Source organism: Acidipila rosea (assembly GCF_004339725.1).
GTDB classification, from domain to species: Bacteria; Acidobacteriota; Terriglobia; order Terriglobales; family Acidobacteriaceae; genus Acidipila; species Acidipila rosea.
The window spans coordinates 542,777-567,958 of sequence record NZ_SMGK01000001.1 but is presented as its reverse complement, the minus strand read 5'-3'; the positions used below and the strand labels follow the sequence as shown (position 1 = coordinate 567,958).

At 55.4% G+C, this 25,182-nt stretch carries 24 protein-coding genes and 1 tRNA gene; 8 read left to right on the top strand and 17 right to left on the bottom strand.

What is annotated here, in order from left to right; all coding sequences use genetic code 11:
- Nucleotides 1-290 precede the first annotated feature (290 nt).
- From C7378_RS02440 to C7378_RS02430, 3 genes are all read right to left on the bottom strand, one after another.
- Nucleotides 291-3,596, bottom strand: coding sequence for an alpha-mannosidase (locus C7378_RS02440; protein WP_243648009.1), 3,306 nt, complete (start codon nt 3,594-3,596; stop codon nt 291-293).
- Between the two features lie 170 nt (nt 3,597-3,766).
- Nucleotides 3,767-6,214 carry a putative bifunctional diguanylate cyclase/phosphodiesterase gene (locus C7378_RS02435; RefSeq protein WP_131991329.1) on the bottom strand — a complete coding sequence of 816 codons (2,448 nt, stop codon included), beginning with the start codon at nt 6,212-6,214 and terminating at the stop codon, nt 3,767-3,769.
- A 142-nt stretch (nt 6,215-6,356) separates the two neighbouring features.
- Nucleotides 6,357-6,433: transfer RNA gene (locus tag C7378_RS02430), tRNA-Val, on the bottom strand.
- A 422-nt stretch (nt 6,434-6,855) separates the two neighbouring features.
- Between C7378_RS02430 and C7378_RS02425 the strand changes: the two genes are divergently transcribed.
- Nucleotides 6,856-7,698 carry a ChbG/HpnK family deacetylase gene (locus C7378_RS02425; RefSeq protein WP_131991327.1) on the top strand — a complete coding sequence of 281 codons (843 nt, stop codon included), beginning with the start codon at nt 6,856-6,858 and terminating at the stop codon, nt 7,696-7,698.
- Between the two features lie 44 nt (nt 7,699-7,742).
- Nucleotides 7,743-8,903, top strand: coding sequence for an N-acetyl-alpha-D-glucosaminyl L-malate synthase BshA (bshA, locus tag C7378_RS02420; protein WP_131991325.1), 1,161 nt, complete (start codon nt 7,743-7,745; stop codon nt 8,901-8,903).
- Here the strand turns inward: bshA and C7378_RS02415 are convergent.
- Nucleotides 8,852-10,063 (bottom strand): sensor histidine kinase, encoded by a 1,212-nt coding sequence (locus tag C7378_RS02415; protein ID WP_243648008.1) that lies wholly within the window; start codon nt 10,061-10,063, stop codon nt 8,852-8,854. The two genes, bshA and C7378_RS02415, sit on opposite strands and share 52 nt — an antisense overlap.
- 187 nt (nt 10,064-10,250) lie before the next feature.
- On the opposite strand from C7378_RS02415, the gene ribA reads away from it, so the two are divergent.
- Complete coding sequence (gene ribA, locus C7378_RS02410) at nt 10,251-10,898, top strand: GTP cyclohydrolase II (protein ID WP_131992721.1); 648 nt, start codon at nt 10,251-10,253, stop codon at nt 10,896-10,898.
- Nucleotides 10,899-10,909: 11 nt separating this feature from the next.
- Here ribA and C7378_RS02405 read toward each other — a convergent pair whose 3' ends face one another.
- Genes C7378_RS02405 through C7378_RS02385 form a run of 5 tightly spaced genes read right to left on the bottom strand, consistent with a single transcriptional unit; the run spans nt 10,910 to nt 14,556 of the window.
- On the bottom strand, nt 10,910-11,488 hold the full coding sequence (locus C7378_RS02405) for a DinB family protein (RefSeq protein ID WP_243648007.1): 579 nt from the start codon (nt 11,486-11,488) through the stop codon (nt 10,910-10,912).
- Nucleotides 11,424-12,323, bottom strand: coding sequence for a glycine betaine ABC transporter substrate-binding protein (locus C7378_RS02400; protein WP_131991321.1), 900 nt, complete (start codon nt 12,321-12,323; stop codon nt 11,424-11,426). The genes C7378_RS02405 and C7378_RS02400 overlap by 65 nt, the downstream gene beginning before the upstream one ends.
- On the bottom strand, nt 12,320-12,961 hold the full coding sequence (locus tag C7378_RS02395; protein ID WP_131991319.1) for an ABC transporter permease: 642 nt from the start codon (nt 12,959-12,961) through the stop codon (nt 12,320-12,322). Before C7378_RS02395 ends, C7378_RS02400 begins: the two co-directional genes overlap by 4 nt.
- A complete protein-coding gene (locus tag C7378_RS02390) occupies nt 12,958-13,707 on the bottom strand; it encodes an ATP-binding cassette domain-containing protein (protein WP_131991317.1) in 750 nt (249 codons plus the stop codon). The genes C7378_RS02395 and C7378_RS02390 overlap by 4 nt, the downstream gene beginning before the upstream one ends.
- Before the next feature lie 54 nt (nt 13,708-13,761).
- Nucleotides 13,762-14,556 carry an AAA family ATPase gene (locus C7378_RS02385; protein WP_131992715.1) on the bottom strand — a complete coding sequence of 265 codons (795 nt, stop codon included), beginning with the start codon at nt 14,554-14,556 and terminating at the stop codon, nt 13,762-13,764.
- 232 nt (nt 14,557-14,788) lie between these two features.
- Between C7378_RS02385 and gap the strand changes: the two genes are divergently transcribed.
- From gap to C7378_RS02360, 5 genes are all read left to right on the top strand, one after another.
- Nucleotides 14,789-15,793 carry a type I glyceraldehyde-3-phosphate dehydrogenase gene (gap, locus tag C7378_RS02380; protein WP_131991315.1) on the top strand — a complete coding sequence of 335 codons (1,005 nt, stop codon included), beginning with the start codon at nt 14,789-14,791 and terminating at the stop codon, nt 15,791-15,793.
- Nucleotides 15,794-15,856: 63 nt separating this feature from the next.
- On the top strand, nt 15,857-16,237 hold the full coding sequence (locus tag C7378_RS02375; protein ID WP_131991313.1) for a RidA family protein: 381 nt from the start codon (nt 15,857-15,859) through the stop codon (nt 16,235-16,237).
- Between the two features lie 10 nt (nt 16,238-16,247).
- Complete coding sequence (locus tag C7378_RS02370) at nt 16,248-17,462, top strand: phosphoglycerate kinase (RefSeq protein ID WP_131991311.1); 1,215 nt, start codon at nt 16,248-16,250, stop codon at nt 17,460-17,462.
- Nucleotides 17,463-17,480: 18 nt separating this feature from the next.
- A complete protein-coding gene (gene tpiA / locus C7378_RS02365; RefSeq protein ID WP_131991309.1) occupies nt 17,481-18,230 on the top strand; it encodes a triose-phosphate isomerase in 750 nt (249 codons plus the stop codon).
- 4 nt (nt 18,231-18,234) lie between these two features.
- On the top strand, nt 18,235-19,398 hold the full coding sequence (locus tag C7378_RS02360; protein WP_279388565.1) for a glycosyltransferase: 1,164 nt from the start codon (nt 18,235-18,237) through the stop codon (nt 19,396-19,398).
- Here the strand turns inward: C7378_RS02360 and flgL are convergent.
- From flgL to C7378_RS02320, 8 genes are all read right to left on the bottom strand, one after another.
- The gene (gene flgL, locus C7378_RS02355) at nt 19,385-20,281 is read right to left on the bottom strand and encodes a flagellar hook-associated protein FlgL (RefSeq protein WP_131991305.1); all 897 of its coding nucleotides are present in this window, start codon (nt 20,279-20,281) and stop codon (nt 19,385-19,387) included. The two genes, C7378_RS02360 and flgL, sit on opposite strands and share 14 nt — an antisense overlap.
- Nucleotides 20,282-20,296: 15 nt before the next feature.
- Complete coding sequence (gene flgK, locus C7378_RS02350; protein WP_131991303.1) at nt 20,297-21,709, bottom strand: flagellar hook-associated protein FlgK; 1,413 nt, start codon at nt 21,707-21,709, stop codon at nt 20,297-20,299.
- A 46-nt stretch (nt 21,710-21,755) separates the two neighbouring features.
- Nucleotides 21,756-22,037: a hypothetical protein gene (locus tag C7378_RS02345; protein ID WP_131991301.1), complete on the bottom strand. Its 282-nt coding sequence runs from the start codon at nt 22,035-22,037 to the stop codon at nt 21,756-21,758.
- 15 nt (nt 22,038-22,052) lie between these two features.
- A complete protein-coding gene (flgM, locus tag C7378_RS02340; RefSeq protein WP_131991299.1) occupies nt 22,053-22,349 on the bottom strand; it encodes a flagellar biosynthesis anti-sigma factor FlgM in 297 nt (98 codons plus the stop codon).
- 81 nt (nt 22,350-22,430) lie between these two features.
- Nucleotides 22,431-22,745, bottom strand: a complete 315-nt coding sequence (locus C7378_RS02335; protein ID WP_131991297.1) for a hypothetical protein — start codon at nt 22,743-22,745, stop codon at nt 22,431-22,433.
- On the bottom strand, nt 22,742-23,788 hold the full coding sequence (locus tag C7378_RS02330) for a flagellar basal body P-ring protein FlgI (protein ID WP_341539110.1): 1,047 nt from the start codon (nt 23,786-23,788) through the stop codon (nt 22,742-22,744). Before C7378_RS02330 ends, C7378_RS02335 begins: the two co-directional genes overlap by 4 nt.
- A 231-nt stretch (nt 23,789-24,019) precedes the next feature.
- On the bottom strand, nt 24,020-24,775 hold the full coding sequence (locus tag C7378_RS02325; protein WP_131991295.1) for a flagellar basal body L-ring protein FlgH: 756 nt from the start codon (nt 24,773-24,775) through the stop codon (nt 24,020-24,022).
- On the bottom strand, nt 24,772-25,173 hold the full coding sequence (locus C7378_RS02320; protein ID WP_165876599.1) for a flagella basal body P-ring formation protein FlgA: 402 nt from the start codon (nt 25,171-25,173) through the stop codon (nt 24,772-24,774). The genes C7378_RS02325 and C7378_RS02320 overlap by 4 nt, the downstream gene beginning before the upstream one ends.
- Nucleotides 25,174-25,182 lie beyond the last annotated feature (9 nt).

Here is a 25,182-nt window from a genome sequence, read left to right as displayed (position 1 = left end):
GACACTCTGGTCGTCGTTCGAGGTCCTTCCATTCGTGCCTTGAGGCTCCTTAATTTTGTGCGCAGAACCTCCCCGAGGAAGGATCGTGCTTAGGGGAACGGATTTTGATGCCAGTGCTGCTCTCCCGCCCAGGATCTAGGCGAATGTCTTGTCTTGTTCCCCGATTATACCCATCCAGTTGCTTCTCTCTGGGTAGTTTCCTTTCTTAAACGGCTATTGGGGTCTTTGCCAGCAGACAAAAAACCGGCCGGCAGAATATCTGCCGGCCGGCCCTTTGTAATTAGACTGGTTTACTTTGCGACGGGATAGTCAACACGAACAGCCACGATCTCGAAAGGATGTACCGGAACTGTGACCCGATCACCTTCCACCTGCAGGGGAGAGCCTTGCGGCGCTTCCATCAGGTTAGTTTCCGTGGCTGCTGTTGCGCCTTTGGGAAGAGTAAGGGTGACACTTCCATCCTTACCCGCCCACTCATACATGTGCAGGATCAAGCCGTTGGAGTCCTCCGCCTTCTTCAGGGCGGTCACGACCACATTATCCGATCCGACAGAGAGAAAGGATTGCTCCACTGGCAGCTGACCGGTGTGCGGCTGCAGCTGCATGGCAGCAAGCTTGTAGTTGTACTCATAACCATGGCGCTCTGTCAGGGCCTGTTTCCAGTCTCCTGCATGAGGATAAAGCGCATAGCTGAAGTGCTGATGGCCACGATCGGCATCAGGGTCAGGCGAAACAGGCGAACGCAGCAGGGTGAGACGAAGCAGATTGCCCACAGCGTCGTACCCATACTTAGATTCGTTGATCAGGCTGAATCCGTGCTGTCCGTCTCCAAGATCTGCCCAGCGTAGGGCGGGCACCTCAAACTGTGCCTTTTCCCAGCTATTGTCACGCAGCGTGGAACGCTGGATTGTGCCATAGGGGATCTCGTAGGTGGCCTTGCTGCTTGTTGCAGCAAGCGGGAATGCAGCCTTCAACAGAACGTGTGTCTCATGCCAGTCAAAGTCATTAACAACATTCACCTGATCCATTCCGCTGTACAGCTGAATGTCCTGCTGGAATTTTGAGCTCTGCCAGTGGCGAGTGACGCGAATCACCGCGCGCATTGGTCCATGTTCAATCAGCTCAACCGAATCCGCCTGATTGAGGAGCGTCGGAGGAACATCGAGGGTGCCAGGATCGATATTCCAGGCGTCGTATTCCTTCGGCAGGTCTTTGAAGGCCTGCAGTTCATTTCCACAGCCGCCTTTGGCAATGGTCTCGAAGTTCGACTTCTTGTCATAGAGGCTGGTGATACAGCCAGTCGTTTTGTCTACCGTCACACGAAGCGCTGCATTCTCCAGAGTCAGCCCCTCTACCTTTACGTCGCTGGTAAAAGGCTTCTTGCCGGGCACGGCATGGAGAACCTCATAACCCATCGATGGAATATCCTTTGCCTCGACGAGCATGTGGTAGGTGTTGGTTGCTGCATTCTTGGAGATCATCTCTGCAGGTAGAACGCGATCGTGAGCATCCAGTATGGAAATTCCATCCGGCGCCGCTGACGGCATCTGCACATCAACCATCATCAGGCCGGAGCGCTGCCAAGCAAGGGGGTTGAAAACCATCACCGGCACTGCACCTGCAGCTCGGGTATCAATCCTCGCCGCAATAGTGTCCAGCGACTTCTGCTTGATCTCATTCGTGGCCCAATGAACCTGGTCGAACTCCTTCTGGGCATCCTTGTAAATAATACCGATACCCGAACCAGCTGCTAGGTCATGGAAGTCATTGAACGTGACCTTCTCCCAGGCGCTGGTCAGCTCGCTCCCTGGATATTTCTGGCCATCCAGCCACGCGAGTGAGGCATACTTTTCAGCATTGAGCGTCCACTCTTCCGAATGGCGCATGTTCCATTTGTGCTGAGCCTGGGTTGTGAAAACTCCCCGATGATATTCGAGATAAAGTTCGCTCTTCCAGGTAGGGATTGCGACCTGTCCGTTTTCAGGCGTCGGGGGTGGCTCATATCCCTTGGCGATGCTGTCATAGTCCCATTCGGGAGACTTTGCAGCGACTTCCTTCTGCACAGTGGTGAAGTAATTGATCGCAGTCCCAAACTTCATGTTCGGGATGATCTTATCCGGCTGAGACCAGTGAGCGGCCTCATCCAGCATGGCCCGCGTCGGTCCACCACCGTGATCGCCCACACCATACAGGTCCATCATGTCGAGCATTCCGGGCGAACGCTTGCGCGCCGTCACCAGATCGTCTGACAAGCGGAGAGGGCGCATGTCCTGATTCGCATAGTCGTGCGGGAAATAGGTCAGCACCTTGCTGCCGTCCGGTGATTCCCACCAGAAGAGCTTGAAGGGGAGCTGGTTCGTGTCGCTCCAGGTCATCTTCTGGGTGACAAAGTAATCCACGCCGGATTTCTTGTAAATCTGCGGCAACTGCCAGTTATAGCCAAACGAGTCCGGATTCCAGCCAATCTTTACATCGACGCCGTAATTCTTCTCATACCAGCGCTTGCCGATCAGCAGCGAACGGGCCTGAGATTCTCCATCGGGCAGGTTGAGGTCCGGCTCGACCCACATGCCACCGACAACTTCCCAGCGCCCTTCCTTGATGCGCTTCTTGATCTCATCGTTCATCTCCGGATACTTTTCGGCCACCCACTCGTTGTACTGAGCGGCTGACTGAGTGTAGGTGTACCACGGATATTCATGCATCAACTGCAGCGCTGTACCGAACGTACGCCTGACCACATCTACTGTTTCGGTTTCAGGCCACAGCCAGGCCGCGTCGATGTGAGAGTTGCCCGTTTCGTAGAATGTCGCCTGCTTCAGCACAGGCTTGAGTGGTTCAAGCTCGCTGGTTGCCTGCTTGAGCGATGCATCGAATTTCTGCTGATCTTTGGAGTCAAGCGCCCCGGTATCCACTGCGGCAATTGCCTTTTCAAGCGTGGCCATGTCCCCGGAAGGGTTCTTCGAGAGGCTGGGAATCAGCATGGTTGAGGAAAGGAATTCATCGACGAGGTCTTCCGGATTCGGGCGGCTCTCCGCCGGTTCGACGCTGAACTGCGCACCCCGAAAAGTCGTTCCCGAGGCCGTCATCACTTTAACCGCGACGACCACTTGCTGACCGGGCTGAGCATTTCGCAGCAACTCAACCGTCTCGAGATCTTCCCCCATCTGCACAGGGTTGCCGTTCACGTACATGATCTGCTGCATCGGCCTTTCACCGCTCGCACTGAAATGAACCTTGATGGTCGCGCCAGTCAGATCGTAGCCGTTGAGGTCTTTTGGAACTACAAGTGTTTTACGGAACCAGACTCCTTCGGCAGGGGACTTGAATCTAGGCTGAACCGTTGTCCACTGGCTCACATCAGCAGTGGGCGATTCACCGTGCGGCATGTCCGCGACGTGATAAAGCCAATCACCACTAGGCAGATGGTTTAAGTGTGAAAGCCGTGATATGACTGCCTGGTCATTGGCCGGCAGCGGCTTCATAATCTCCGCCATCTGTTGCGGGGACTGCCCCAACAATGGGGCAGCAGTCAACATGAACGCGGACGCGCTAAGTAAGCTATAGGCCAGCACTTGGCCTGGTAGTGTCTTCACCAGCAATCTCCTCAGTAGCCCTCTGCGGATTGGACCAAGGTCAGACATAAATCCTTCACAGAGAGACGAGCGGATTATAGCGCCAAAGAGGAACAAAATGGAAACGTTCCCATATTCCCGCACAAATTTCACTAGTGAACTTATTTATTTACAGCCCTTCTGCCCCCGATTCAGCCACGGGCGGAGCGAAGAGTGACTGGAGTCGCTGCCTCTACCAATGCCGGCACAGCCTGCGAGCTGATAGGGGGGGAAAAGAGGAAGCCCTGCATCACATCACAGCCCAGGTCGCGGAGTATGGCCCACTGTTGCTTGTTCTCGACCCCTTCCGCAACCACATTCATACCAAGGCTATGTGCGAGGGAGAGCGTCGCCTCTACGATCGAGTACGTGCCATTTCTTTCACAGATGCGTTCGACAAAGGATCGATCGATCTTCAAAGTTGAAATGGGCAACTGGTGGAGATGGCGGAGCGAGGAGTATCCCGTGCCAAAGTCATCGACAGAGAAGCGAATACCCTGATCAGATAACACTCGCATCTGACGCGCAACCTCATCAAGATTCCGCATAACCGTGGTCTCCGTCACCTCAAACTCGATCAGATGCGGATCCATGTTGTGGTGCTTGAGCACCTGCTCCACGAAGTTAGAAAAATCTACCCGCATGAACTGCAATGGAGATACGTTCACAGCAATACGAAGCTGGGGCAGGCCACTCTCAACCCAGGCTCTGCTCTGGCGACAAACCTCTTCGATAACCCAGTTCCCGAGCGAAACGATCAAACCGCTCTCTTCAGCTATCGGGATAAACCTATCGGGCAGGACCAGTCCAAAGCGAGGATGCCTTAGTCTGACCAAGGCCTCAAAACCGCAGAGCTTTTCATCAATGGTGTACTGTGGCTGATAGTAAAGCTCCAGCCCACCCTCTTTCAGGATGCGCCGTAAATATACTTCCAGCTCCGTGGCTTCGCTGGCCGAATTACTGATTTCGCGCGAGACGCAGACGTATTGGTTGCCCCCCGAATTCTTGGCGCGGTACATCGCTGCGTCTGCGCTTTTCCACAATAATTCCGAGTCCAGGCCGTCGTCTGGATAGATAGCCACGCCCAGACTTGCACTGATCTCGAGCATAAAGCCGTCCATACTGAACGGTTCACGAAAACTTTCGATCAAGTCGTTCGCGACGGTTCCAGCATCCCTTGCACTCGCCAGCCCTCCAAGTACCACGGTGAATTCTTCTCCTCCCGTGCGAGCCACGGTGTCCATCTGCCGAAGTCTGGCCTTCAGGCGTACAGCTACCTGCTGGAGCACCGCATCGCCGGCCGCATGCCCATAGATGTCATTGATCTGTTTGAACCGATCGAGGTCGATGCACACAACCGCGGCCTTCTGGCTGTGGCGTGCTGCAGAGACAAGAGCCTGCTCCATGCGATCTCGCAACAAGAGACGGTTTGGCAAACCGGTCAACATATCATGTTGCGCTTGGTGTACGAGCTGATTGTGAAGTAATTGCCGATCGGTAACGTCATTGATCATTATGAAGTGAGCGTCTCGCCCTTCAAATTTGATCGTATGGCCGATCTCCTCTACCTGGATACGGTGCCCGCTTCTGAGGATATGGGTAGTGGGGCCTGTCACTGTCGAGTTCACAATTGAAGAGACGACTGATTCTTTCCTGTCCTCCAATGCTTCTGCCGGGCAGAGGTCGCGAATCGTCATCAATAGAAACTGCTCTCGCGAATAGCCGTAGTGGCGTATCGCTGCATCATTGACACGAAGAAACGCGAGTGTCTTCCTGTCAAAGATCCACATCGGCAACGGATTACCGTCGAAAAGCAGCCGATAATCCAGACTCTGGCGACTGGCATATTCGAGTTCATCTTCGAGCAGTGTGAGCACCATCCCAAACTCCACAAAGTATTTGGGGACATTCCACACTTCGGGCGAAATATTGATCTGCGGGAAAAAAGCAGCAAAAACAACAGCAGAAGGAAAGACCGCAGCCCACACCAGTAAACCGATGCCGGCGGTGATGACGCCAGCAGAAATTCTCCGGAAGTCATCCCAGAAAAGCACCGCATTCATGAAGAAAAGCTGAGTCAACGCTGCATAGATGCCCAGTTCCGGTCTCTTATGGAGTGTGGAAACGACAGTTGTGAGGACATTCAACGCTGCTGCAAAGAAACTCGAATACAAGACGAGCGGACGCTGCCGATAAAACCGGACTGTCAGTAGCAAAACCAGCGTTTCGCCACAGATAGCGATCAGATCGAGAATTAAAGGATTAGTCCCGCCAAAGGTGACGAGTGCTGCGTAAAGAAGAGGGGGAAATGATAGCGCCGCGGCTGTAGACCAGACACGCTCCGCATCTATAGAGACAGCGGAGGAAGCCAGTATAAAGCTCACGCCACCCAGCAACAGGAAGCCGAACTGCATGAACGACTGGAGCGATTGTCCTGTGTTAGTAGTTGGCGACACTAACAGCACACAAAAATGTGCGAGGACGGAGAGCCATCCAAGAATCCAAAATTGCAGCCTTCGAGTCGCCCATTTTAGATAAATGGAGCCGAACAGCAATATCAGGAGGCCCAGAATAATTATGTCGAGCAGCGTCTTCTGCATAGTTGACGGACCGCAGCTAATGAACAGCCATCACATCCATGGCTGTTACAACACGACTTAATATTTCAGCAAAACGATGAGAAGAACCTAAGGGGGAAAATAAGACAGCCCTCTCGGCGAAAAAGCGAGAGGTAGAGGTACATGGTGGGCAGTGAGGGACTCGAACCCCCGACATCCTGCTTGTAAGGCAGGCGCTCTAACCAACTGAGCTAACCGCCCGTGCTTCTCTAACCCTTGTTGCACGGAAGTGCGCAAAGCTTCTTTGTTTACTGTACCAGAACTGCGCGTGAACCGCTCTCGAGAGAGGCAGCGGGCTACGAACGACGAGCGACAATTTGCAGCTTCGGGCTCGACGGGTTTTGGGCGGACCGCTCCAGTGTTCGTACAGGGGATCCATCCCGGGTCCATGCCACAGTCAACTCCACAAAATAGGTGAGGTACAGATAGCTAATTACCAGAAGATTAACCACGGCAAATATTGCAACAAGCACTATCACGATATGCATTCCATTCAACGACACGGGAAATCCGCCTTTCCCTGTTTCATTTGCAGAGAGTATCGGCATACTGGCTGACTTCGCCACACCCGAAGCGGTCACAGCCCTACAACTTTAGTGCCAACGCGCTGCTACACTTACCCTGTGAAACGGCTGATAGTGAACGCCGACGACCTGGGTCTGACGCCAGGCGTCAATCGCATTGTCTTCCGGCTGGGAGAGGCCGGTGCAGTTACCTCTGCTACTCTGATGGCCTCCTCCCTGGCATTTGAAGATGCCATCGGCCTGATCCGTCACAGAAGCACCCCTGCAGTCGGCTGTCACCTCATATTTGTGGATGGCACTCCGATTCTGCCCTCGCCTGAGATCCCATCCCTCGCTCCGGGGGGACTATTTCGGTCAACGCTGGGAAGTTTCGTCTCAGACCTCCTACGCAATCGAATTGTAGAAGCAGAGATTGAAGCAGAAGCAACTGCCCAAATCCGCAAAGTGCAACAAGCAGGCGTGAAGGTCACCCACATTGACACGCACAAGCATACCCACATGTTTCCCGGCGTTCTTCGGCCTGTCCTCCGTGCGGCGCTTGCCTGCGGCGTGAAGGCCATTCGCAATCCATACGAACCACAGTGGAGCATCCGTGCGACTCCCCACTCAACCATCACACGCCGCGCCCAAGTAGCCGTACTCAACACCCAGAAAGGGACTTTTTACCGCCTGGTTCGTGAGGCGGGGCTTTCGACAACCGATGGTGCGATTGGGGTCGTTGCCACGGGCACGCTCGACCGCCCTGCGCTACATTCATTGCTCCAGGCAATTCCTGATGGCACCTGGGAATTGGTCTGCCATCCAGGTCTTGATGACCAAGCTCTCCGAAACATACAGACCAGACTTAGAAATTCACGCGAAATCGAAGCGGATGCTCTTGCAGCGCTTATCCCGGCTACGGCCTCACAAGGCATAAATCTGATTCATTTCGGATCACTCTGAATCTCACCAGCCAGTCACCCCGTCCAATCGGGAGCGAGTTAACTATGAAGATCGGCATTACCTGTTACCCGACGTATGGCGGAAGTGGTGTAGTAGCAACTGAGCTCGGCATTGAACTCGCCGCAGCCGGCCATCAGGTTCATTTCATCACTTACTCGCAGCCTTTCCGGCTTACGGGTCGCGAAAAGGGCATCTTTTATCACGAAGTGCCAGTGTCCAATTATCCACTATTCGAATATCCGCCTTACGATCTTGCGCTTGCCACTCGCATGTATGAGGTGGCCGAATATTACGAACTGGATTTACTGCACGTTCACTATGCGATTCCGCACTCTGTCAGCGCGCTGCTCGCGCGGCAGATGCTGGCGGCCCGCGGACGTCACCTGCCTTTCGTGACGACCTTGCATGGCACAGACATCACTCTGGTAGGTCTGGATCGTAGCTACCTGCCGATCACGCGCTTCGCTATCGAGCAGAGCGATGGGGTCACATCGATCTCCAATTATCTGCGTGAGCGCACCATCAAAGAATTTGGGATAACTCGCGAAATCGAAGTCATCTCCAATTTCGTCAACTGCGACTTCTACACACCACTAGGCCAGGAACGCGCGGAACGGCGCAGCCGTTTTGCCACATCGGACGAAAAACTGCTCGTCCACCTGTCAAATTTCCGGCCCGTCAAACGCGTGGGAGACGTGATTGAGGTTTTTGCCCGCGTGGCTGAAAAGATTCCTGCGCGCCTGCTGCTGATCGGTGACGGGCCAGATCGCTCATCTGCAGAATGGCTAGCCCACAGTAAGGGCATTCAGCATCGCGTTCACTTCCTCGGCAAGCAGGATAGCGTAAACGAGTTGCTGCCGCTGGCGGATCTGATGATCATGCCCAGCGAGTTGGAATCCTTTGGACTCGCCGCTCTGGAAGCGATGGCATGCTGCGTACCCGCCATCGCAACGAGGGTTGGCGGCGTTCCGGAGTTGATCGAGGATGGAAAGAATGGCCGCCTCTTCCCTGTTGGGGCCATCGATGAAATGGCTGCAGCAGCATTGGATCTGTTGACAGATGACGAGAAGCTGAATGCAATGGCTGCGACCGCAAGACAGACAGCCCAGCAGCGCTTCTGTACAACACGAATCATCCCTGCCTACGAGCGTTACTACGAGCGAGTGATCGAGCGCTCGGCGAAAGGTGTGTCGGACGGGTCCTGAACTGGCACTGGCATCACCATCGTGACCTTCGTTCCTCGTCCGGGTCGGCTGCTCACATCAAAGCGCGCGGCCTCCCCAAAGAGTACTTCCAAGCGTTCCCGCACGTTACGCATACCGATGCCCGTCCCCTGACGCAGAACCCCTGTAGACTGCGTTCGGCCCGGCGCAATACCGACTCCATCATCTTCAACTTCGATAATGAGCTTGGCACCTTCCAACCGGCTGCGCAGGGTGATGACACCACCACTGATTCGAGGCTCCAGCCCATGCTTGATACTGTTCTCCACCAGCGGTTGCAGCAACATGCTGGGTACCTGCATCTCGAGCGTAGCTGGATCTATCTCTTTGACCACCTTCAATTTTTCGGCTCCAAAGCGCACGACTTCGATGCTGAGATAGTCATCGGTAAAAGCCAGCTCGCTGCTCAGCGCGACGTAGGAGTCATGCTCTTTGAGCAGCGCGCGCAGGATGTTTGCAAGCTTCACAATTAGCTCCCGGGCCTGCTCCGGCCGAAAGCGTACAAGAGATGCAATCGAATTTAGCGTGTTGAAGAGAAAATGCGGGTTGATCTGCCGCTGTAGCGCATCCAGCCGCGCTTCCAGAAGCAGTCTTTCCTGCTCCTTCAGCTTTTGCTCAATACGCGCCGCATTCCATATCTTGAGTGGTATTCCGACAACAACGGCCGCACAGGTCCACACGGCGAGACGTACAGGCCACAGTGAGGTGGTCAACGCAAACAGCCGATGAGGATACATTTGCGCCAGCCAGTCGCGGATGATCTCCATGGAGACAATCAAGACCAGCAAAAGTATCTGCCGATCGAAACGCGGTTTTCTCAGATTGCGCCGGATCCAGCGATAGATGCTCAGATCCACAAATGGAGAGAAGGACCAGACCTCCTCGGGTTCAACAAATGTGCCGAAAAAGCCGGAGATCATAGCAACTGCCAGATTGAAGGGCAGCGCAAAATACTCATGATGCAGAATTGCTGGCACCGAGAGCAGCGCGCCGCCGGCAACCGCCGGGAGCGGACCAAGCAGCACGCCAAGAATGATGGTGGTTTCAAATGAAATGTCGGCCGCGAAAAAGTTCGGGACGACCACCCGTACCCAGACACCCAGTGTCAGAGGAATGCAGATAAAAGCCAGCAGCCCCAGCATCTCAGCCAGGCTTCTATGCTCCGTAAAGAGGAGCCGCTTGAAGACACGGGACCGCGCCAGCGCGCTTGAGACTGCCGCTGCTACGCCCAGCTTTACTAGCAGGGTGATCAGGATGAGCTTCGGCTCGATCACGCCTTCTACTTTAACGCGTTCAGGACTTCACATTACCGGCGCATATAATCAGAACATGTCATTGGAGAGTGTCCGTCAGGTCGCCAACGCTGATTTTCCCTCGCGCTGGGGCCACTTCCGCATCCTTGGATTTGAAGGCGTGCAGGTGGGCGCCCAACCTTGCTGCAAAGAGTCAGCTTTGACCAGCCAGAAGGAAGAAGCGGCCGTACTGGTGATGGGTGATATTCATGCCACTCCGCCCATCGTGCGCATCCATTCACAGTGCCTGACGGGGGATGTTTTTCATTCCTTACGCTGCGACTGCCGCCTGCAACTGGAGTTGGCCTTACGGATGATCACCGAAGCTGGAGCCGGCATCCTGATCTACGAACAGCAGGAAGGCCGCGGCATCGGATTGATGGCAAAGTTGAAGGCTTATGAGCTGCAGGATCAAGGCTTGGATACGGTGGAAGCCAATGTAGAGCTTGGCTTTAAACCAGACTGCAGGGAGTTTGAACTGCCTGCTGAGATACTGCGCATCATGGGCGTACCGGCCGTGCGACTGATTACCAACAATCCTGAGAAGGTAGCAGCGCTGGAATCCGTCGGCATCCGCGTGGTGGAGAGAATTCCAGCGGAAGTTGAAAGGGCGGAAACGTTTGAGCGCTACCTCAGGGTTAAGCAGGAAAAGATGGGGCACATCTTCGAAGATGTGCAGCCTTAAGGCACATCCCACTACGTTCTTGCGTTCGGCTGACGCAAGGCCTTGAGCACTTTAACAGTGGTAATAATCTCCCCCACATGTCGCTGGGTATGATCCGCTATATGCACCAGAAGTCCTCCCAAACTCGTCGGGAGCTGCTTTCTGCCCACGTAGCGAGGTTCTTCAAGATTCAATGTGGAGAGCGCACGGACGCGTTGCGCTGCCTCGGCCAGTGACATTGAAAATTCAGTCAAAACCACGGACGATGGGATGTCAGCAGTATGCTCGGTTCCAAGTGCTGCCATCTGGACCACGCTGAGCTGGTGCCCCTCAGCATACGTAAGTAGGCGGTCAAGGCTGCGACTGAGATGCCGAATATGAAACACCAGCGCCGGCAGGCCGAGCGGCTCCCTATTCAGTTCGATGTCAGTGAGGTCGGCACACCAACGCGTCACATCTTCCTCTGCCAGCTGAAGAGCGTGGAGCGTGGCGCGCGCAACGGCGGGGACGTCCACAAGGCTACCGCGAAGCCAGGGTTCCGGCATATCAATCCAATCCTTTCCGCTTCCTGAATTCGAGAACCACGGCCGCTGGGTCTTCATGGCGGCCATCTACCGCCTCATTCATGCTCCGCATATCCTCCACAGTGATCTTGCCCCGAAGCTCCTCTAATGCCCTCCGCATAGCTGGCCATCGCTCTAGGGCCGCTTCCCTGACCAGCGGAACTGCCTGATAAGGAGGAAAGTAGTGCCTGTCGTCGCTGAGAGTTTGCAGACCGAGTGCCTCAATGGCTCCATCTGTTGAATTCCCCGCCACGATATCGACCTGGTGCGCATTCAGCGCGCGATAGAGCAACCCGAGATCCATGACGCGAGGCGATTCTTTGAAGTGCAGCCCGTAAGCCTTCGATAGTCCGTGAAGACCATCTGGACGCTCTTCAAACTCATAACCCACCCCCAGCCTCCACTGCGGCGCGTAGTTCACGGCATCACTCAGCGTTTTGATGTGAAACCGCTGCGCGTCGTCGCCCCGTATGACCATTGCAAAGCTGTTTTCGAAGCCAAACGGCTGCAGTACCGCAACCCCATACCGTTGTCGATAGAGAGCTGTGACCCTATCCAAAACGCGAGCAGGATCGCGGTCCATCGGCTGCTTCAAAATAGCGGTTAGTGCAGTTCCCGTGTATTCGGGATATGCATCGATGCGGCCCGAGACCATTGCCTGCTGACAAATATAGCTGCCAGCGAGATAGAACCTCCTCTCGACCTTCATGCCTGTTCTGGCTTCGATCTGCTGCGCCATTAACTCACCAAGGATTACCTGTTCTGTGAAGTTCTTCGCTCCGATTACCGGACGATTCGGGCGCGGTGGGGAGCAGCCTATCGCCATCGAAATGAGGATCACACCTACAGCGTTCGCCAGCAGTTTGACGAATCGCAATCTCATGCCGATTCCCGCCCGCGAACTCGCACCACATGTTCCAGCAGGCCAAGGAATCCATCTGCGGCAAGCGCCAGAGCAGCCGCCGGTATTGCCCCGGCCAGCACAAGGCGATTATCCACCGAGGCCACACCTCGAAAGATCAGCTCTCCCAGGCCTCCCGCACCGACGGCAGCGGCTATAGTTGCGATCCCGACACAGGTGACCGTCGCCGTCCGCAAGCCCGCTAGAATCACTCCCGCGGCAAGTGGCAGTTCGACCTTCCACAGTCGTTGGAGGTTGGTCATTCCCAATGCCTGCGCAACATCCACCAGCGCTGGGTCCACGCTTCGAATCCCTGCGTAGGTGTTACGCAGGATCGGCAGCAATGCATAACCGGTCAGCGCCACGATAGCGATGCGCGCAGCCCTCTCCCCCAGCCACGGCACCGGTAACAGAAAACCAAACATAGCCAGGCTGGGTATAGTCTGCACGACGTTCGCGAGCCCAATCACAGGCCTGGCCCATCGCCCGTACCGAGTCAGGAGAACCCCTACAGGAATCCCGATGGCTGCCGCGATCAGCATTGCGGTTCCGGTAAGCCAGAGGTGTTCAAAAGTGAGTGTGGCGATGTCCGAGCCGTACTGTGCGAGAAACTCTCTCACTCCCCAGCCTCGTGTGCTCCCCTGCGAAAAGCCTGCATATATTGCAGCACCGAAGGGTTTTGAGATTGAAGGAATTCCCGGGGCGGCAGGTCGGCAATGATGTGACCCTGCTCCAACAACACGATTCGAGAAGCAAGATAAATTGCCTCGTTGAGATCATGCGTCACCAGAAGAACGGTCTTCTTCAGTCGCCGCAGGAGTCTTCGCAGCATGTCCTGCATTTCGGCACGGGTGAGGGGGTCGAGCGCGCCAAACGGTTCATCCATCAACAAAATACGCGGATCCCCCGCCAGAGCACGAGCAAGCCCTACCCTCTGGCGCTGCCCTCCGGAAAGTTGATGCGGATAACGCTCGGCAAACTTCTCAGGATCCAGACCAGTCATAGCGAGGAGGGTATGCAAGTCCTTAAGACCGGTTCTCTTGCCTCCCAGTTCGCGCACAATTCCAATATTTCTAGCAACGGTGAAGTGCGGAAAGAGCCCCGTCTCCTGGATTACATAGCCGATGCTTCGGCGCAGCGCAATGGGCTCTGCCGAATTCGTATCAACACCATCGACCAGGACCACACCTGTGTCCGGAGTGGCCATCCGGTTGACCATCCGAAGCAGCGTCGTCTTTCCGGAGCCTGACCGCCCCAGCAGCGCCGTGGTTGTGCCTTCTTCCAGCGCTAAAGTGACATATTCCAGCAGCGAACGTCCGTCGTGCGAACGCAGACTAACATTCCGAAACTCAACGGCTGCGGCCATAAATCACTTGGAAATAATTCAGCCGGGCGAAGATGCCCGGCTGAATTCGGTGGATTATGCTCCCGTATCTGGTAAAGCTTCTGCTGGTGGTGTCAGCGAATTCTTGACTCGAACGACCGTAATCTTAGAAAAGCCCTCGGTGAAGGCCGGGGGCCGCAGCCGTTCCGCCATTTTCTGCATTACCTCATCACTCACCGTCCGTTCGCGGCGACGGTTACGCTCTATGCAGATTTCCAAGGGCACATCGAAGAATACTGCCTGCACATCGTAGCCGAAACTCTTCGCCATTTTGATCCACTGCCGACGCTCGTGAGGCGAAAGATTAGTCGCGTCCACATAGTTCCAGGGCATCTTCGCAATCAGCCGCGCACGCAACAGAGAACGCAGTGTTGAGAAGACCAGGCCCTGATAGCGCTGTTCCGTGATGTCGTCAAAGAGGATAGTGCGCAACATGTCGCTGGAAAGCGGCATAACTCCGCGCCGCTTAAACCAGGTTGTCTTGCCCGATCCAGGAAGTCCGATTGTCAGCACCACATATCCGCGAGGCCCCTTCTGTGCACTAGCCGGTGCTTCCGGTGGGGGGACTGACGGCGACTCAGGCTGAGTTTCCATCACGAGATGGCCACCACCCTCAGGCGACAACGGTGCCTCTTGCGGCATTTCTGCCGCATCGGCGACCACCACCGCTGATGGTTCCGGTTCAGCAGCTTCAATTGCAACCGGTGAACTCGCTGGCTTGTCTTCGGGATACGAAGGACGCAGCGGCGCTATTTGATTTTGGGGCAGTTCCTGCCCAATTTTGCCAGTGGATTCCGAATCGTTCGGCCCACGCTTCGATCGTCTTCTCATTCGTTCGCGCATCCATTCGCGCATGATGAGGATGTAACACACTCGGCGGCTCATCGCAAACATTCCCCGCCTTTCCTGAAGAATCTTCAGTCAATCCATTGCCTCGCCGCCATCCAGCGCTTTCACCGGAAGGGCCACAGTGCTAGCATCAATGTTTTGGAGGTTTGTACATCTTCATCCGGCAGTATCGTTCCACCCATTCAGTCAATAAACCGAAGGAGAAGCACTTTTCATGTCAGTCAAGGTAGGCATCAATGGATTTGGCCGCATCGGCCGCAACGTGCTCCGCGCATCGCTCAGCAATCCCGAAATCGAATTTGTAGCCGTCAACGATCTAACGAGCCCTGCCACGCTGGCTCACCTGCTAAAGCATGATTCAATCCTCGGCAACCTGAAGAATGAGATCGTAGCGGGCGAAGATTTCATCACAATCGATGGTAAGAAGATCAAAGTCTTCGCTGAAAGAGACCCTTCCAAGCTGGATTGGACTTCAGTCGGAGCTCAGATCGTCGTCGAGTCGACCGGCCACTTCACCGATGCGGAAAAGGCGAAAGCTCACCTGGGCAGCTCGGTCAAGAAAGTCATCATCTCCGCCCCTGCAACCAACGAGGATTTGACTGTAGTTCTGGGTGTCAATGATTCGAAGTACGACGCATCCAAGCATAACGTCATCTCGAATGCATCCTGCACCACAAATTGCCTTGCCCCCGTCGTCAAGGTGCTGCACGAAAACTTCGGCATTGTTTCCGGCATCATGACCACGATCCACAGCTACACGAACGATCAGGTCATTCTCGACTTTCCGCATAAGGACCTTCGCCGCGCTCGTGCTGCCGCAATCAACATGATCCCCAGCTCGACTGGCGCCGCCAAGGCCCTCAAGCTTGTTATCCCCGAGATGGCCGGAAAACTGGACGGCTTTGCAGTTCGTGTACCAACCCCCAACGTCTCAGTCGTCGACCTTACCTTCATCTCTGAAAAGCCGGTCACCATTCAATCCGTCAATGAGGCCTTGAAGAAGGCTGCCGATGGCGAACTGAACGGCATTCTCGGCTATGAAGCGGGTGAACTGGTTTCGAGCGACTTCAAGGGCGACGCGCGCTCCTCCATCGTTGACGCACCCCTGACGAAGGTTGTGGGACAGTCGGTTAAGGTCATCAGCTGGTACGACAACGAGTGGGGCTACTCGAACCGTGTTCGCGACCTCATCTTGTTCCTGACGAAAAAGGGCCTGTAAGTAATTCCTCTCAGGCACCCGCTCGGTAAATCCGCACCGGGTGGGTGCCTGCTCAAGAAGCCAATGCGAAACAACATTTCAGGTGCATCGCCCTACGAGCCAGTCATCGGATTTTCGCGCGCAGTGCGCATCGACAACACCATTCATGTTTCTGGCACCGGTCCTGTAGGTGCCGATGAAGGCAATGCCGAGACCCAGACTCGAATGGTTTTATCGATCATCAAGTCCGTTCTCGAGAAGGCTGGTGCCCGGCTTGAAGATGTAGTACGAACACGCATGTACCTGACCTATGCCGAAGACTGGGAGTCCGTTGGCAAGGTCCATGGCGAGTTCTTCGGTGTTATTCGCCCAGCGGCAACGATGGTGGTTGTTGCCAAACTCCTTAATCCAGCATGGCGCATTGAGATTGAGGCAGATGCCGTTCTCGAATGCGCGGGAAAATAGCGAATCTAATATGCCAAAGCTTTCTATCCGCGACCTCGAACTTCAGCACAAACATGTCTTCGTTCGCGTTGATTTCAATGTTCCGCTTACCGACGATGGCACAGAAATTACCGACGACACACGTATCCGCGAGACGCTGCCGACGATCAAGTACGCCCTGCAGCACAAGGCCAAGCTCATTCTCGCCTCGCACCTCGGCCGTCCCAAAGGCAAACCAAATCCCAAGTACAGCCTGCGTCCCATAGTCGACCGTCTACGCACTTTGCTCGATCATGAACTCGGCGAAAAGATCAATGTAGCCTTCTCGCCCGACTGCATCGGCGAAATCGCCACTGAGATGTCTCGTCAGTTGGAGTCAGGTCAGGTGTTACTTCTTGAGAACCTGCGCTTCCATCCAGAAGAAGAAGCGAACGATCCTAACTTCGCGAAGCAGCTGGCATCCCTCTGCGAAATTTATGTGAATGATGCATTTGGCAGCGCACACCGCGCGCATGCTTCGACGGAGGGAATCACTCACTTTGTCCAACAGTCCGCCGCAGGCCTTCTCATGGAGAAGGAGCTGAACTACATGGGCAAAGCGCTCGAAGCACCGGAGAAGCCATTCGTAGCCATCATCGGGGGCGCCAAGGTCTCGGACAAGATTCAGGTGATCGAAAACCTCTTGAATAAAGTCGATGCACTGCTGATTGGCGGAGGGATGGCCTATACCTTCCTGATGGCGCAGGGGCAGGACACAGGCAAATCTCTGGTTGAAGTGGATAAGATAGACACGGCGAAAGAGGCATTGGCGAAAGCTGAGTCCAAGGGTGTCCGCTTCCTGCTGCCTGTCGACCACGTGCTCGCTGATAAGTTCGCGCCCGATGCCAAGACACAGATCTTCGCCGGCACAGGCGCCTTTCCTGCAGAGTGGATGGCGCTCGACATCGGCCCCAAGACAGTTGAACTATTTACCCAGGAGATCACCGCAGCTCGCACGATTATATGGAACGGCCCCATGGGCGTATTCGAGATGGCCGCCTTCGCAGCAGGTACAACGGCAATTGCCGAAGCAGTCGCTGCCAATACTCAGGCTATTTCGATTATCGGTGGCGGGGACTCTGTCTCAGCAGTCAAGAAGGCTGGCGTCTCTGACAGAATCACCCATATCTCAACTGGCGGCGGAGCTTCACTGGAGTTCCTTGAAGGCAAGAAATTGCCAGGCGTCGAAGCACTCACTGAAAAGTAGGAGTAAGAAGAGAGTCGTATGCGCAAGCCACTGATCGCAGCTAATTGGAAGATGTATAAGACTCCGGCGCAGGCATCGGAGTTCGTGACGAATTTTCTCCCGCTTGTCGCCGGCCACGATCGCGACGAGATCGTCCTCTGTCCGTCGGACACGTCGCTTGCAACCGTCATCGCATCGGTGCAGGGTACCAATGTCGGCGTTGGCGGCCAGAATATGCACTTTGCAGAAGAGGGTGCCTATACTGGAGAAACTTCAGCGCAGATGCTGACAACTATCGGCGCAACCTGCGTCATCCTCGGGCATTCCGAGCGGAGACAGTACTTCTGCGAAACAGACGAAACGGTCAATAAAAAACTGCATGCAGCACTCAAATACAAACTGACACCCATTGTCTGCATTGGCGAATCGCTTGCCGAGCGCGAAGGAGGCCACACAGAAGATGTACTGCGTCGGCAGGCAACCCAAGCCCTGACTGGAATCGCTCCAGCAGATGCTGAGCCCATCGTCATTGCTTATGAACCCGTCTGGGCTATTGGCACCGGGAAGACCGCAACCCCTGAAATGGCTGCCGAGGCCCATCTGATCATCCGCAGTGAAGTGGCACGCAGGCTGGGAAGGTCGGTTGCGGAGAATCTGCGCATCCTTTACGGCGGCAGCGTAAAACCTGACAATGCTACAGCGTTGCTTAACCAGCCGGAGATCGATGGAGCCCTGGTAGGGGGAGCGAGCCTGGATCCGCAATCCTTCGCACGGATCGTCAAGTATTAGGCACTTGCGCGTCCTCATTGTTCATAATCGCTACCAGATAGCGGGTGGAGAAGACACCGTCGTCGCGCAGGAATCGCAGATGCTGCGCGACGACGGTGTTGAAGTCAAAACCTTTATTCCATCCAATGATGAGATTGTGGGAGTAGCCGCCCGGATCAAAACCGCGGCCCAAGTCACTTATTCCTGGACAATGCGTAGACGCATAGCGGCGGAGATAGCCGGCTTCAAACCCTCCATCGTCCATGTTCACAATTTTTTCCCGACTGTTACTCCTTCTGTCTACGACGCCGCCAGAGACGCGGGGTGTAAAGTCGTGCAGACGATCCATAATTACCGCCTCATCTGCCCTAGCGGCACCCTCTTCCGAGATGGGCATGTTTGCCATGATTGCGTAGGCAAAGGTATCGCGTGGCCAGGAATCCTACATGGCTGTTATCGAGATAGTCATGCAGGCACAGCGGCCGTCGCGACCATGCTTACCGTTAACAGGCTGCGCGGCGCTTGGTCTGAGCGCGTAGATAGATTCCTGATGCTCACTGCCTTCGCCCGTGACTTTTTTGCGGAACATGCTGGTATACCGCTGCACAAGATGCGCGTCAAACCCAATGCCGTTCAAGATCCGGGAGTCGGAGATGGCGGGGGAGGCTATGCGCTTTACGCAGGCAGATTATCGGAGGAGAAAGGCATACGAACGCTACTGGAGGCTGCCAACCAGGGTTTGGCTATACCGCTTCGAATTGCCGGATCCGGGCCGCTCGAAAAAGAAGTCCGCTCCGCGCATGCACAAGGCAAAGTCGAATATCTCGGCCCTCAGTCTCAGGAGCAGATTCGCAGCCTTATGCAGCGCGCCGCGCTACTGCTCACACCATCCCAGTGGTATGAAGGTTTGCCGATGGTAATACCAGAAGCCTACGGTACAGGGCTTCCAATCATCGCAAGTCAAGTTGGGTCATTGGCTTCCCTTATCATTCCTGAGCAGACGGGCCTACTGGTCGAGCCAGGAAATGCAAAGAGTCTTGCGGACGCAACGAGGAAGCTGGTGGACGCCCCGGCTCTGCTGGCAAAGCTCCGCGCCGGCGCCCGCAAAGCGTATGAGTCTGATTATCGACCAGAGACAAACATGGCGCTCCTCACTGCGATATACGACGAACTGCTTACAGAGAATTAAAAAGCGACGTCTTCCCCAATTGCGCCAGTATCTGCGTTAACGCTACCTGCTGTGATTCTGCCGTGCTCAGTTGGGTGGAGACCTGCGCAACGTCGGCCTGCATCAGACTTGTCTGCTCCGATTGCAGCTGCGTTGATTCCGTTTGCGAATAGCCTGCAGAGGCCTTAAGCCGCGTAATCGAGTTATCAATTGTGACCCTCTGATGGCTGACAAAATTCAGCACCTGACTCAGTTGAGTGGTGTCCGTAACCGAAGTAGCAGATGCCGTCCCGGAGGAAAAATCAGCTACCAGGCTATTCAACGTGCCGAGAACGTCATTACCTGCAGAAGAAAAAATCTCGTTTCCAGGCACATTTAACTGGATCTTTTGCCCATTGGGAGTCTGTACATAAGAAACCGCGCTATCCCCATGGTAGGTGGCGACCGCGGGGGAGACACTGTTATCGAGCGTGTAGGGAGCGGTACTTCCCTGGCTTCCGGAAAAAACATACTGACCCAGGTAGGTAGTATTTGCCAGGGATAGCACTTCATCCCGAATTCCCGAAAGCTGAGTCGCAACCGACTTTACGTTGCTCGCGTTCAGGGTACCGTTGTTCGCCTGGGTAGCAAGTGAGATCGCGGAAGTCAGTTGGCTGACGACGCTGCCCAGAGCGGAATCGCTCACCTGCAGCATACTCTCGGTTGAGCTTGCTGTTTGCGCGAAACTCGCATCCAGATTGATCTGCGAGTTTAGCAGCACATTTTCACCCGAGGCTATGGGATCACTGCTGAGCGAGTTCACTCGCACACCGGTAGAAATCTCCTGCGTGAGTGATTGAACGGTTCCCGTGACATTGTCCAGGGAAGAAACAACATTATTTAGATAATTGGGATCAACTCTCATACCTGCTCATCCTCTCTAGCTGACTGCTGTCTGAACCCCGAGGTTAACCGCTGACGACATAAGCGTGTCGAGTATCGTAAAGACCTTGGAAGCTGCCTCATAGGAACGCTGCAGGTTCTCAAGGGATGCTGCTTCCTCGTTCAGGTCAACGCTTGACAGCGCATTTCGCTGTCCCTGTATCTGGGTCAGAGACGCCTGCTGCGCCGTATTCTCTGTTGATACCTGAGAGACAAGGCTACCCAGGCTAGAGACGAAGCTCGAATAGTAGTTCACGGGAGTTGCCCCGCTTACGATCGCAGAGTTGGCGAGGCTCGCCATCGCCGTGGCATTCGTGTTATCTGACGGCCCGAGCCCGCTCCCAGCAGCGGCAATCTTCGAGGGGTCTGTCATGTTGACGTTAATTGCCGCCGCGGAACCAGCGACCGTACCAGGCACTGAGAATATTCCCGCGCCTGCCGCTCCGCTCAGATCCGACCCTGCCGCATTCTGCGTATTAATCGATGTCGCCAGCGAGTAGGCCAGCGTATCCAACGATGTCTGTATCTGGGGAATATCCTGGTTGCGCACCGTCAGCATGCCATCCAGCTGACCACCGCCGCCTGCGAGTGATGCCGTGATGTTATTACCACTCGCGTCAAAAACGTTCGTCGCTCCGCTAACCGTTCCGGTGCTCAACTTGAAGGCAGACGACTTGGAGACCAGCAACGCACCGGCAGAGGTCGTCACCGTTAACCCATTGCCCTCGGTCGTAATGGTGTGTATGCCAATCAACTGGGAAAGCTGCTGAAGATCCTGCTGGCGCTGATCTTCCAGCGTGCCCGTATCTCCCGACGCGCCTACGCTGCCGATTTGTCGATTGAGCTGGGCGATGGAAGAGGTTAGCGCATTCACCTGTCCCACCGTCGTGCCGGTCTGCTGGTCGAGAGAGGCCTGCTGCTCGGAAAGTTGCGTTGAAGCCGAGTTGAGCGCTGCAGCAAAGGAACTTGCGGTGCTCAGCACCTGCTGGCGCAATGAATTATCCGAGGGATTGCCTTCCAACTGGGCCAGTGAATCGAAAAACTGCGAGAGGTCCTGGCTTATACCACTCGCGGGGCTACCAGCCGTTCCGGTCGCAGCACTACTGAAGACCGCCTGCACCTGCTGAAGCGCAGTCAGCCGTGTATTGGAAGCCGCCTCCGTCTGCGTCTGCTGCTGCACCCGCTGCTCCAGCACTCGGTCACGCTGCGAACGGCCGCCTGTCATGGTCACACCCGTTCCGTAGTTTGTGCCATTAATGTTGACCGGCACATTTTCCTGCCACTGCGGAACCTCTCGTGTATAGCCGGCTGTATTCGCATTCGAAACGTTGTTGGCGACAATGTCGAGCGCGCTCTGATCGGCCTGGAGCGCTCCCGTAGCAATGTTTAAAGCGTTGCTGAGTGTTCCCATCTCTCTAGCTCCTCGGCACTCTGGTGCGACTCTGATTTATTCAGCCCTAGATTGATCTGCCGTTCAAATTGGCATGCGCGCTGCGCCGATAGAGTGAAGTTGCTGTCTGGTTGGACAGGAACAGCTTCAGATTGCGGTCTGTCTCCCGTAAGAGTGCTTCGAGCAGCTGCGCCTTGCTGTAGCAGCGATCCCGATCCTTCGGCGTGCCCGGCGGCAGCGCAAGCTCTGCCTCGGCAACGAGACGGGCAAGATTCTCAACATCATTACGGACAAAAGACGCAATGCAGTTATTCAGCACCTCTTCCGCAGATAAACCTCCAGCCGTCATAAGAGCGCGCCCCTTCTACTTTCCCTGCATATGATCTATCAGCTTACCGGCAACCTGCTCGGGGCTGACAGCGTACGTTCCATCGGCCAGGGCCTGCTGCACCGCCTGCACCTTTTCCATGCGGACCTCCGATGCGGCCATGGCCTTGGCCGCAAGACTGCCCGCAGAACTGAGCGTGGTGCTGTCGACGCCCATACCTGCGCTGCTCGAACTACCCAGCGACGTACTCTCCTTAAGTTGAGCTTGAGAAGCAGCCGCAGTCTGTGATCCTGAAGCAACCTCAGTGGGGCTGAAATGATTGCGAACTTCCATGGTGGTTCTCCCTCACCCAATAAATCGGCGGATACCAAGGTTTACTTTAGTAATTTCCCCCGCGAATATGTGAGAAGCTTCTCAGGATCTTGCTGCCTTTTCTTTGCCCTTTTCGGTCGCGTGAAAGTGGTCAAGGATACGGGTCGCGATTCCAAAGCCTCCATGCTCTGAGATGGCCTTGGCCATGGCTTCCGACCCGAAACTCATGAGCGTACTCTCGCTTCCGCCGCCCGAATCCGCTCCATCGGAAGACTCACTGAAAAGGGAATCATGCTCCAGAGGAGCAATAAACTCCTTCATCAATGCGGCCTCAAACTCATGGGCCGCGTTTTCCAGCTTTGCATTATGGGGCGAGTTGGGACTTGCGCCCGGATGTAGTTGCGTAATTGCTGTCACAGGACCTCCAGTTCTGCTTCGATCGCCCCTGCAGCTTTCATTGCCTGCAAGATCGAGATAATATCGCGAGCCGAGGCGCCGATCTGCTGCATGTCCTGCACCAGATCATCAACGGTCGCCCCCTGTTTCAATTCGATACGATTGGCAGCTTTATCCTGTGCCTGGATCGTGGTCTGCGGAACTACTTCAGTTGTTCCCTGTCCAAATTCATTTGGCTGTGAAACCTGATACTCCGTCACCACGTTGATCGCCAGGCCTCCATGCAGTATCGACACTGGCTGAAGTCGCACATCACCGCCAATCACCACGGTTCCGGTGCGCTCGTTGACGACTACCTTGGCACGTGGATAGACCTGGACCTCAACCTCCTGTACACGAGCCAGCAACGCTGCCGCGTCCTCGCCCGGCGCGACGGCGAGAGCGATGCGACGGCTGTCCACCGCATGCGCGAGATTCCGTGCCATGCTTTTGTTGATCGACTGCGCCATCGTCTCGGCGGTATGGAAATCAGCGTCCCTCAAGAGCAAGGAGAAGCTATGCATCTGGTTCAGTTCAAGCGGCACGGCGCGCTCCACAATACCTCCGGAGGGCACCCGTCCGGTCGTCGGAAAGTTGTATTGCTTTGAGCTTCCATTCAAGGCCACAGCATAGCCGCCAATGACGAGCGGTCCCTGAGCCTCCGCATAGATCTGGCCATCGGGCCCATAGAGGGGAGTCATCAACAGCAAGCCGCCTTGCAGGCTACGGGCATCTCCGGCTGAGGAAACCGTCACATCTATCTTGTTGCCAGGACGCGCAAAAGGCGGCAAGGTCGCCGATATGAAAACAGCTGCCATATTCTGCGTACGCATGGTCGATAACAGAGGCGAACTCTGAAGGTTCACCCCCATTCTTTCGAGCGCAGAGACCAGCGTCTGCAAAGGAAAGATCGTCTGCGTACTGTCCCCTGTTCCCTGCAGCCCCACGACGATCCCATAACCCATGAGCTGATTGTCGCGAATTCCCTCAATGGAGCTGACATCCTTGACATGTGCGAGACGCACGCGTGAGACCTTTCCCACCGACGCTGAGAGGGCCTGAGGGGAGAAATCCTGGAAGGTGCCGGCTTCTGGCGGCTGCGCGGTTCCTGTGCTGGCTGGAGGCGCTGCAGGCGGCACGGGCGGCGCGGCCAGAACCTGCGGTCTGGTTTCCCTCCCGCATGCAAATAACGCAAGCAAAAGCGCACATCTTGCCCATTTCATATTCATCGCCGCAACCCTTCTATCCCTGCCAACCTAGAAAATGAACAACTTTTGAAGCATCCGCACCACCACGTTCTGGCGGTAGGTATAGTCGTTGATAATTCCTTTGCCTACCACTTCAAGCTCGAGATCACTGATCGTCGTCGAGAGCACCTGGTTAAGCGAACTGACATCATCCGGGCGCACCAGTCCACGCAGGCGGACCAACTGAGTCTGCTGATTGAACGTCAACTGCTGAACCGCCTGGATCACCAACATGCCATTTGGCAAAACATCCACTACCTCGCCACCGAAGGTGGTTGCTAGGCTTGAATTCGTGACACTCTGGCCCTGCGCGTTCAGGCCGGACTGAGAGTTCTGATTCACAAGATTCTGCAGGCTGTTTCCTGCATGAAGTTTGCCGAAGAGCGCAGCAATCTGGGAGCTGGCATTCGATGCCCGGGAGTTCTTCACCGTCCCATCAGTCGATGCAGCCAGGCTCTCCGAGATGACAATCGAGACTGGATCATGCACACGCATCGCCTTCACGTCCGCTCCCAGATTTGTCAGCCTCCCATTGCTGCTCCAGATGGAACCGGTCGTCAATACTTCAGACGCCTGATCGGAACGCACGCGCGCAATGTAGTTCGAAAGCGCGATATCGGGAGGGGATGGCTTCGGCCCACCGGTCTTCTTCCTGGCAGCTGCAGTCTGAGAGCCGCCACAGAGGAGACTCACGGCAAGGAGAGTCGCAGCTAGATTGAAATGAAAGCAGGAGTAGAACCTGAAAAAGAAGATCCGGGCTTTCATGGCTGCCCCCATGCCGAAACGGCATTCGGGGACAGTTCCACTGATCCGGGACCACGCACAATGCCATGCAACTGCTTAACGCTGCCTGAGATCCGTACACGGATGATGCTCCCCACATCACCGCTTTCGACAGCGGTTCCCGACAATTCGATACGCGTATCGCCGTTTTGCTTCCAGAGCTCGACTGCACTGCCTGCACGGATGACCCGTGAGAGTTCCAGTGCTGCGACAGGAGCGATTCGTGGACTTTCTTTCCTCGCGGGCAGGACTTCCGGAGCAGTATTCCGCGATTGAGCCGTAAGTGCAACTCCGCTGCCTTCATCGATGATTCGCCATGGCTGTGCCGGATGATCGCAGTCCGCTACAACAGCCCACTTCCGGTGAAGTGTCGCATCCATCCACCTGCG

Excerpts from the sequence above, each read along its gene's own strand:
- C7378_RS02400 (WP_131991321.1), bottom strand. The coding sequence starts at position 12,323 with ATGAGATTGCGATTCGTCAAACTGCTGGCGAACGCTGTAGGTGTGATC.
- flgK (WP_131991303.1), bottom strand. The coding sequence starts at position 21,709 with ATGGGAACACTCAGCAACGCTTTAAACATTGCTACGGGAGCGCTCCAG.
- C7378_RS02405 (WP_243648007.1), bottom strand. The coding sequence starts at position 11,488 with ATGGCCGCCATGAAGACCCAGCGGCCGTGGTTCTCGAATTCAGGAAGC.
- C7378_RS02375 (WP_131991313.1), top strand. The coding sequence starts at position 15,857 with ATGCGAAACAACATTTCAGGTGCATCGCCCTACGAGCCAGTCATCGGA.
- C7378_RS02390 (WP_131991317.1), bottom strand. The coding sequence starts at position 13,707 with ATGGCCGCAGCCGTTGAGTTTCGGAATGTTAGTCTGCGTTCGCACGAC.
- flgL (WP_131991305.1), bottom strand. The coding sequence starts at position 20,281 with ATGAGAGTTGATCCCAATTATCTAAATAATGTTGTTTCTTCCCTGGAC.
- tpiA (WP_131991309.1), top strand. The coding sequence starts at position 17,481 with ATGCGCAAGCCACTGATCGCAGCTAATTGGAAGATGTATAAGACTCCG.
- bshA (WP_131991325.1), top strand. The coding sequence starts at position 7,743 with ATGAAGATCGGCATTACCTGTTACCCGACGTATGGCGGAAGTGGTGTA.
- C7378_RS02415 (WP_243648008.1), bottom strand. The coding sequence starts at position 10,063 with ATGCTGGGGCTGCTGGCTTTTATCTGCATTCCTCTGACACTGGGTGTC.
- ribA (WP_131992721.1), top strand. The coding sequence starts at position 10,251 with ATGTCATTGGAGAGTGTCCGTCAGGTCGCCAACGCTGATTTTCCCTCG.
- C7378_RS02435 (WP_131991329.1), bottom strand. The coding sequence starts at position 6,214 with ATGCAGAAGACGCTGCTCGACATAATTATTCTGGGCCTCCTGATATTG.
- C7378_RS02370 (WP_131991311.1), top strand. The coding sequence starts at position 16,248 with ATGCCAAAGCTTTCTATCCGCGACCTCGAACTTCAGCACAAACATGTC.
- gap (WP_131991315.1), top strand. The coding sequence starts at position 14,789 with ATGTCAGTCAAGGTAGGCATCAATGGATTTGGCCGCATCGGCCGCAAC.
- C7378_RS02385 (WP_131992715.1), bottom strand. The coding sequence starts at position 14,556 with ATGAGAAGACGATCGAAGCGTGGGCCGAACGATTCGGAATCCACTGGC.
- C7378_RS02320 (WP_165876599.1), bottom strand. The coding sequence starts at position 25,173 with ATGGATGCGACACTTCACCGGAAGTGGGCTGTTGTAGCGGACTGCGAT.
- flgM (WP_131991299.1), bottom strand. The coding sequence starts at position 22,349 with ATGGAAGTTCGCAATCATTTCAGCCCCACTGAGGTTGCTTCAGGATCA.
- C7378_RS02345 (WP_131991301.1), bottom strand. The coding sequence starts at position 22,037 with ATGACGGCTGGAGGTTTATCTGCGGAAGAGGTGCTGAATAACTGCATT.
- C7378_RS02325 (WP_131991295.1), bottom strand. The coding sequence starts at position 24,775 with ATGAAAGCCCGGATCTTCTTTTTCAGGTTCTACTCCTGCTTTCATTTC.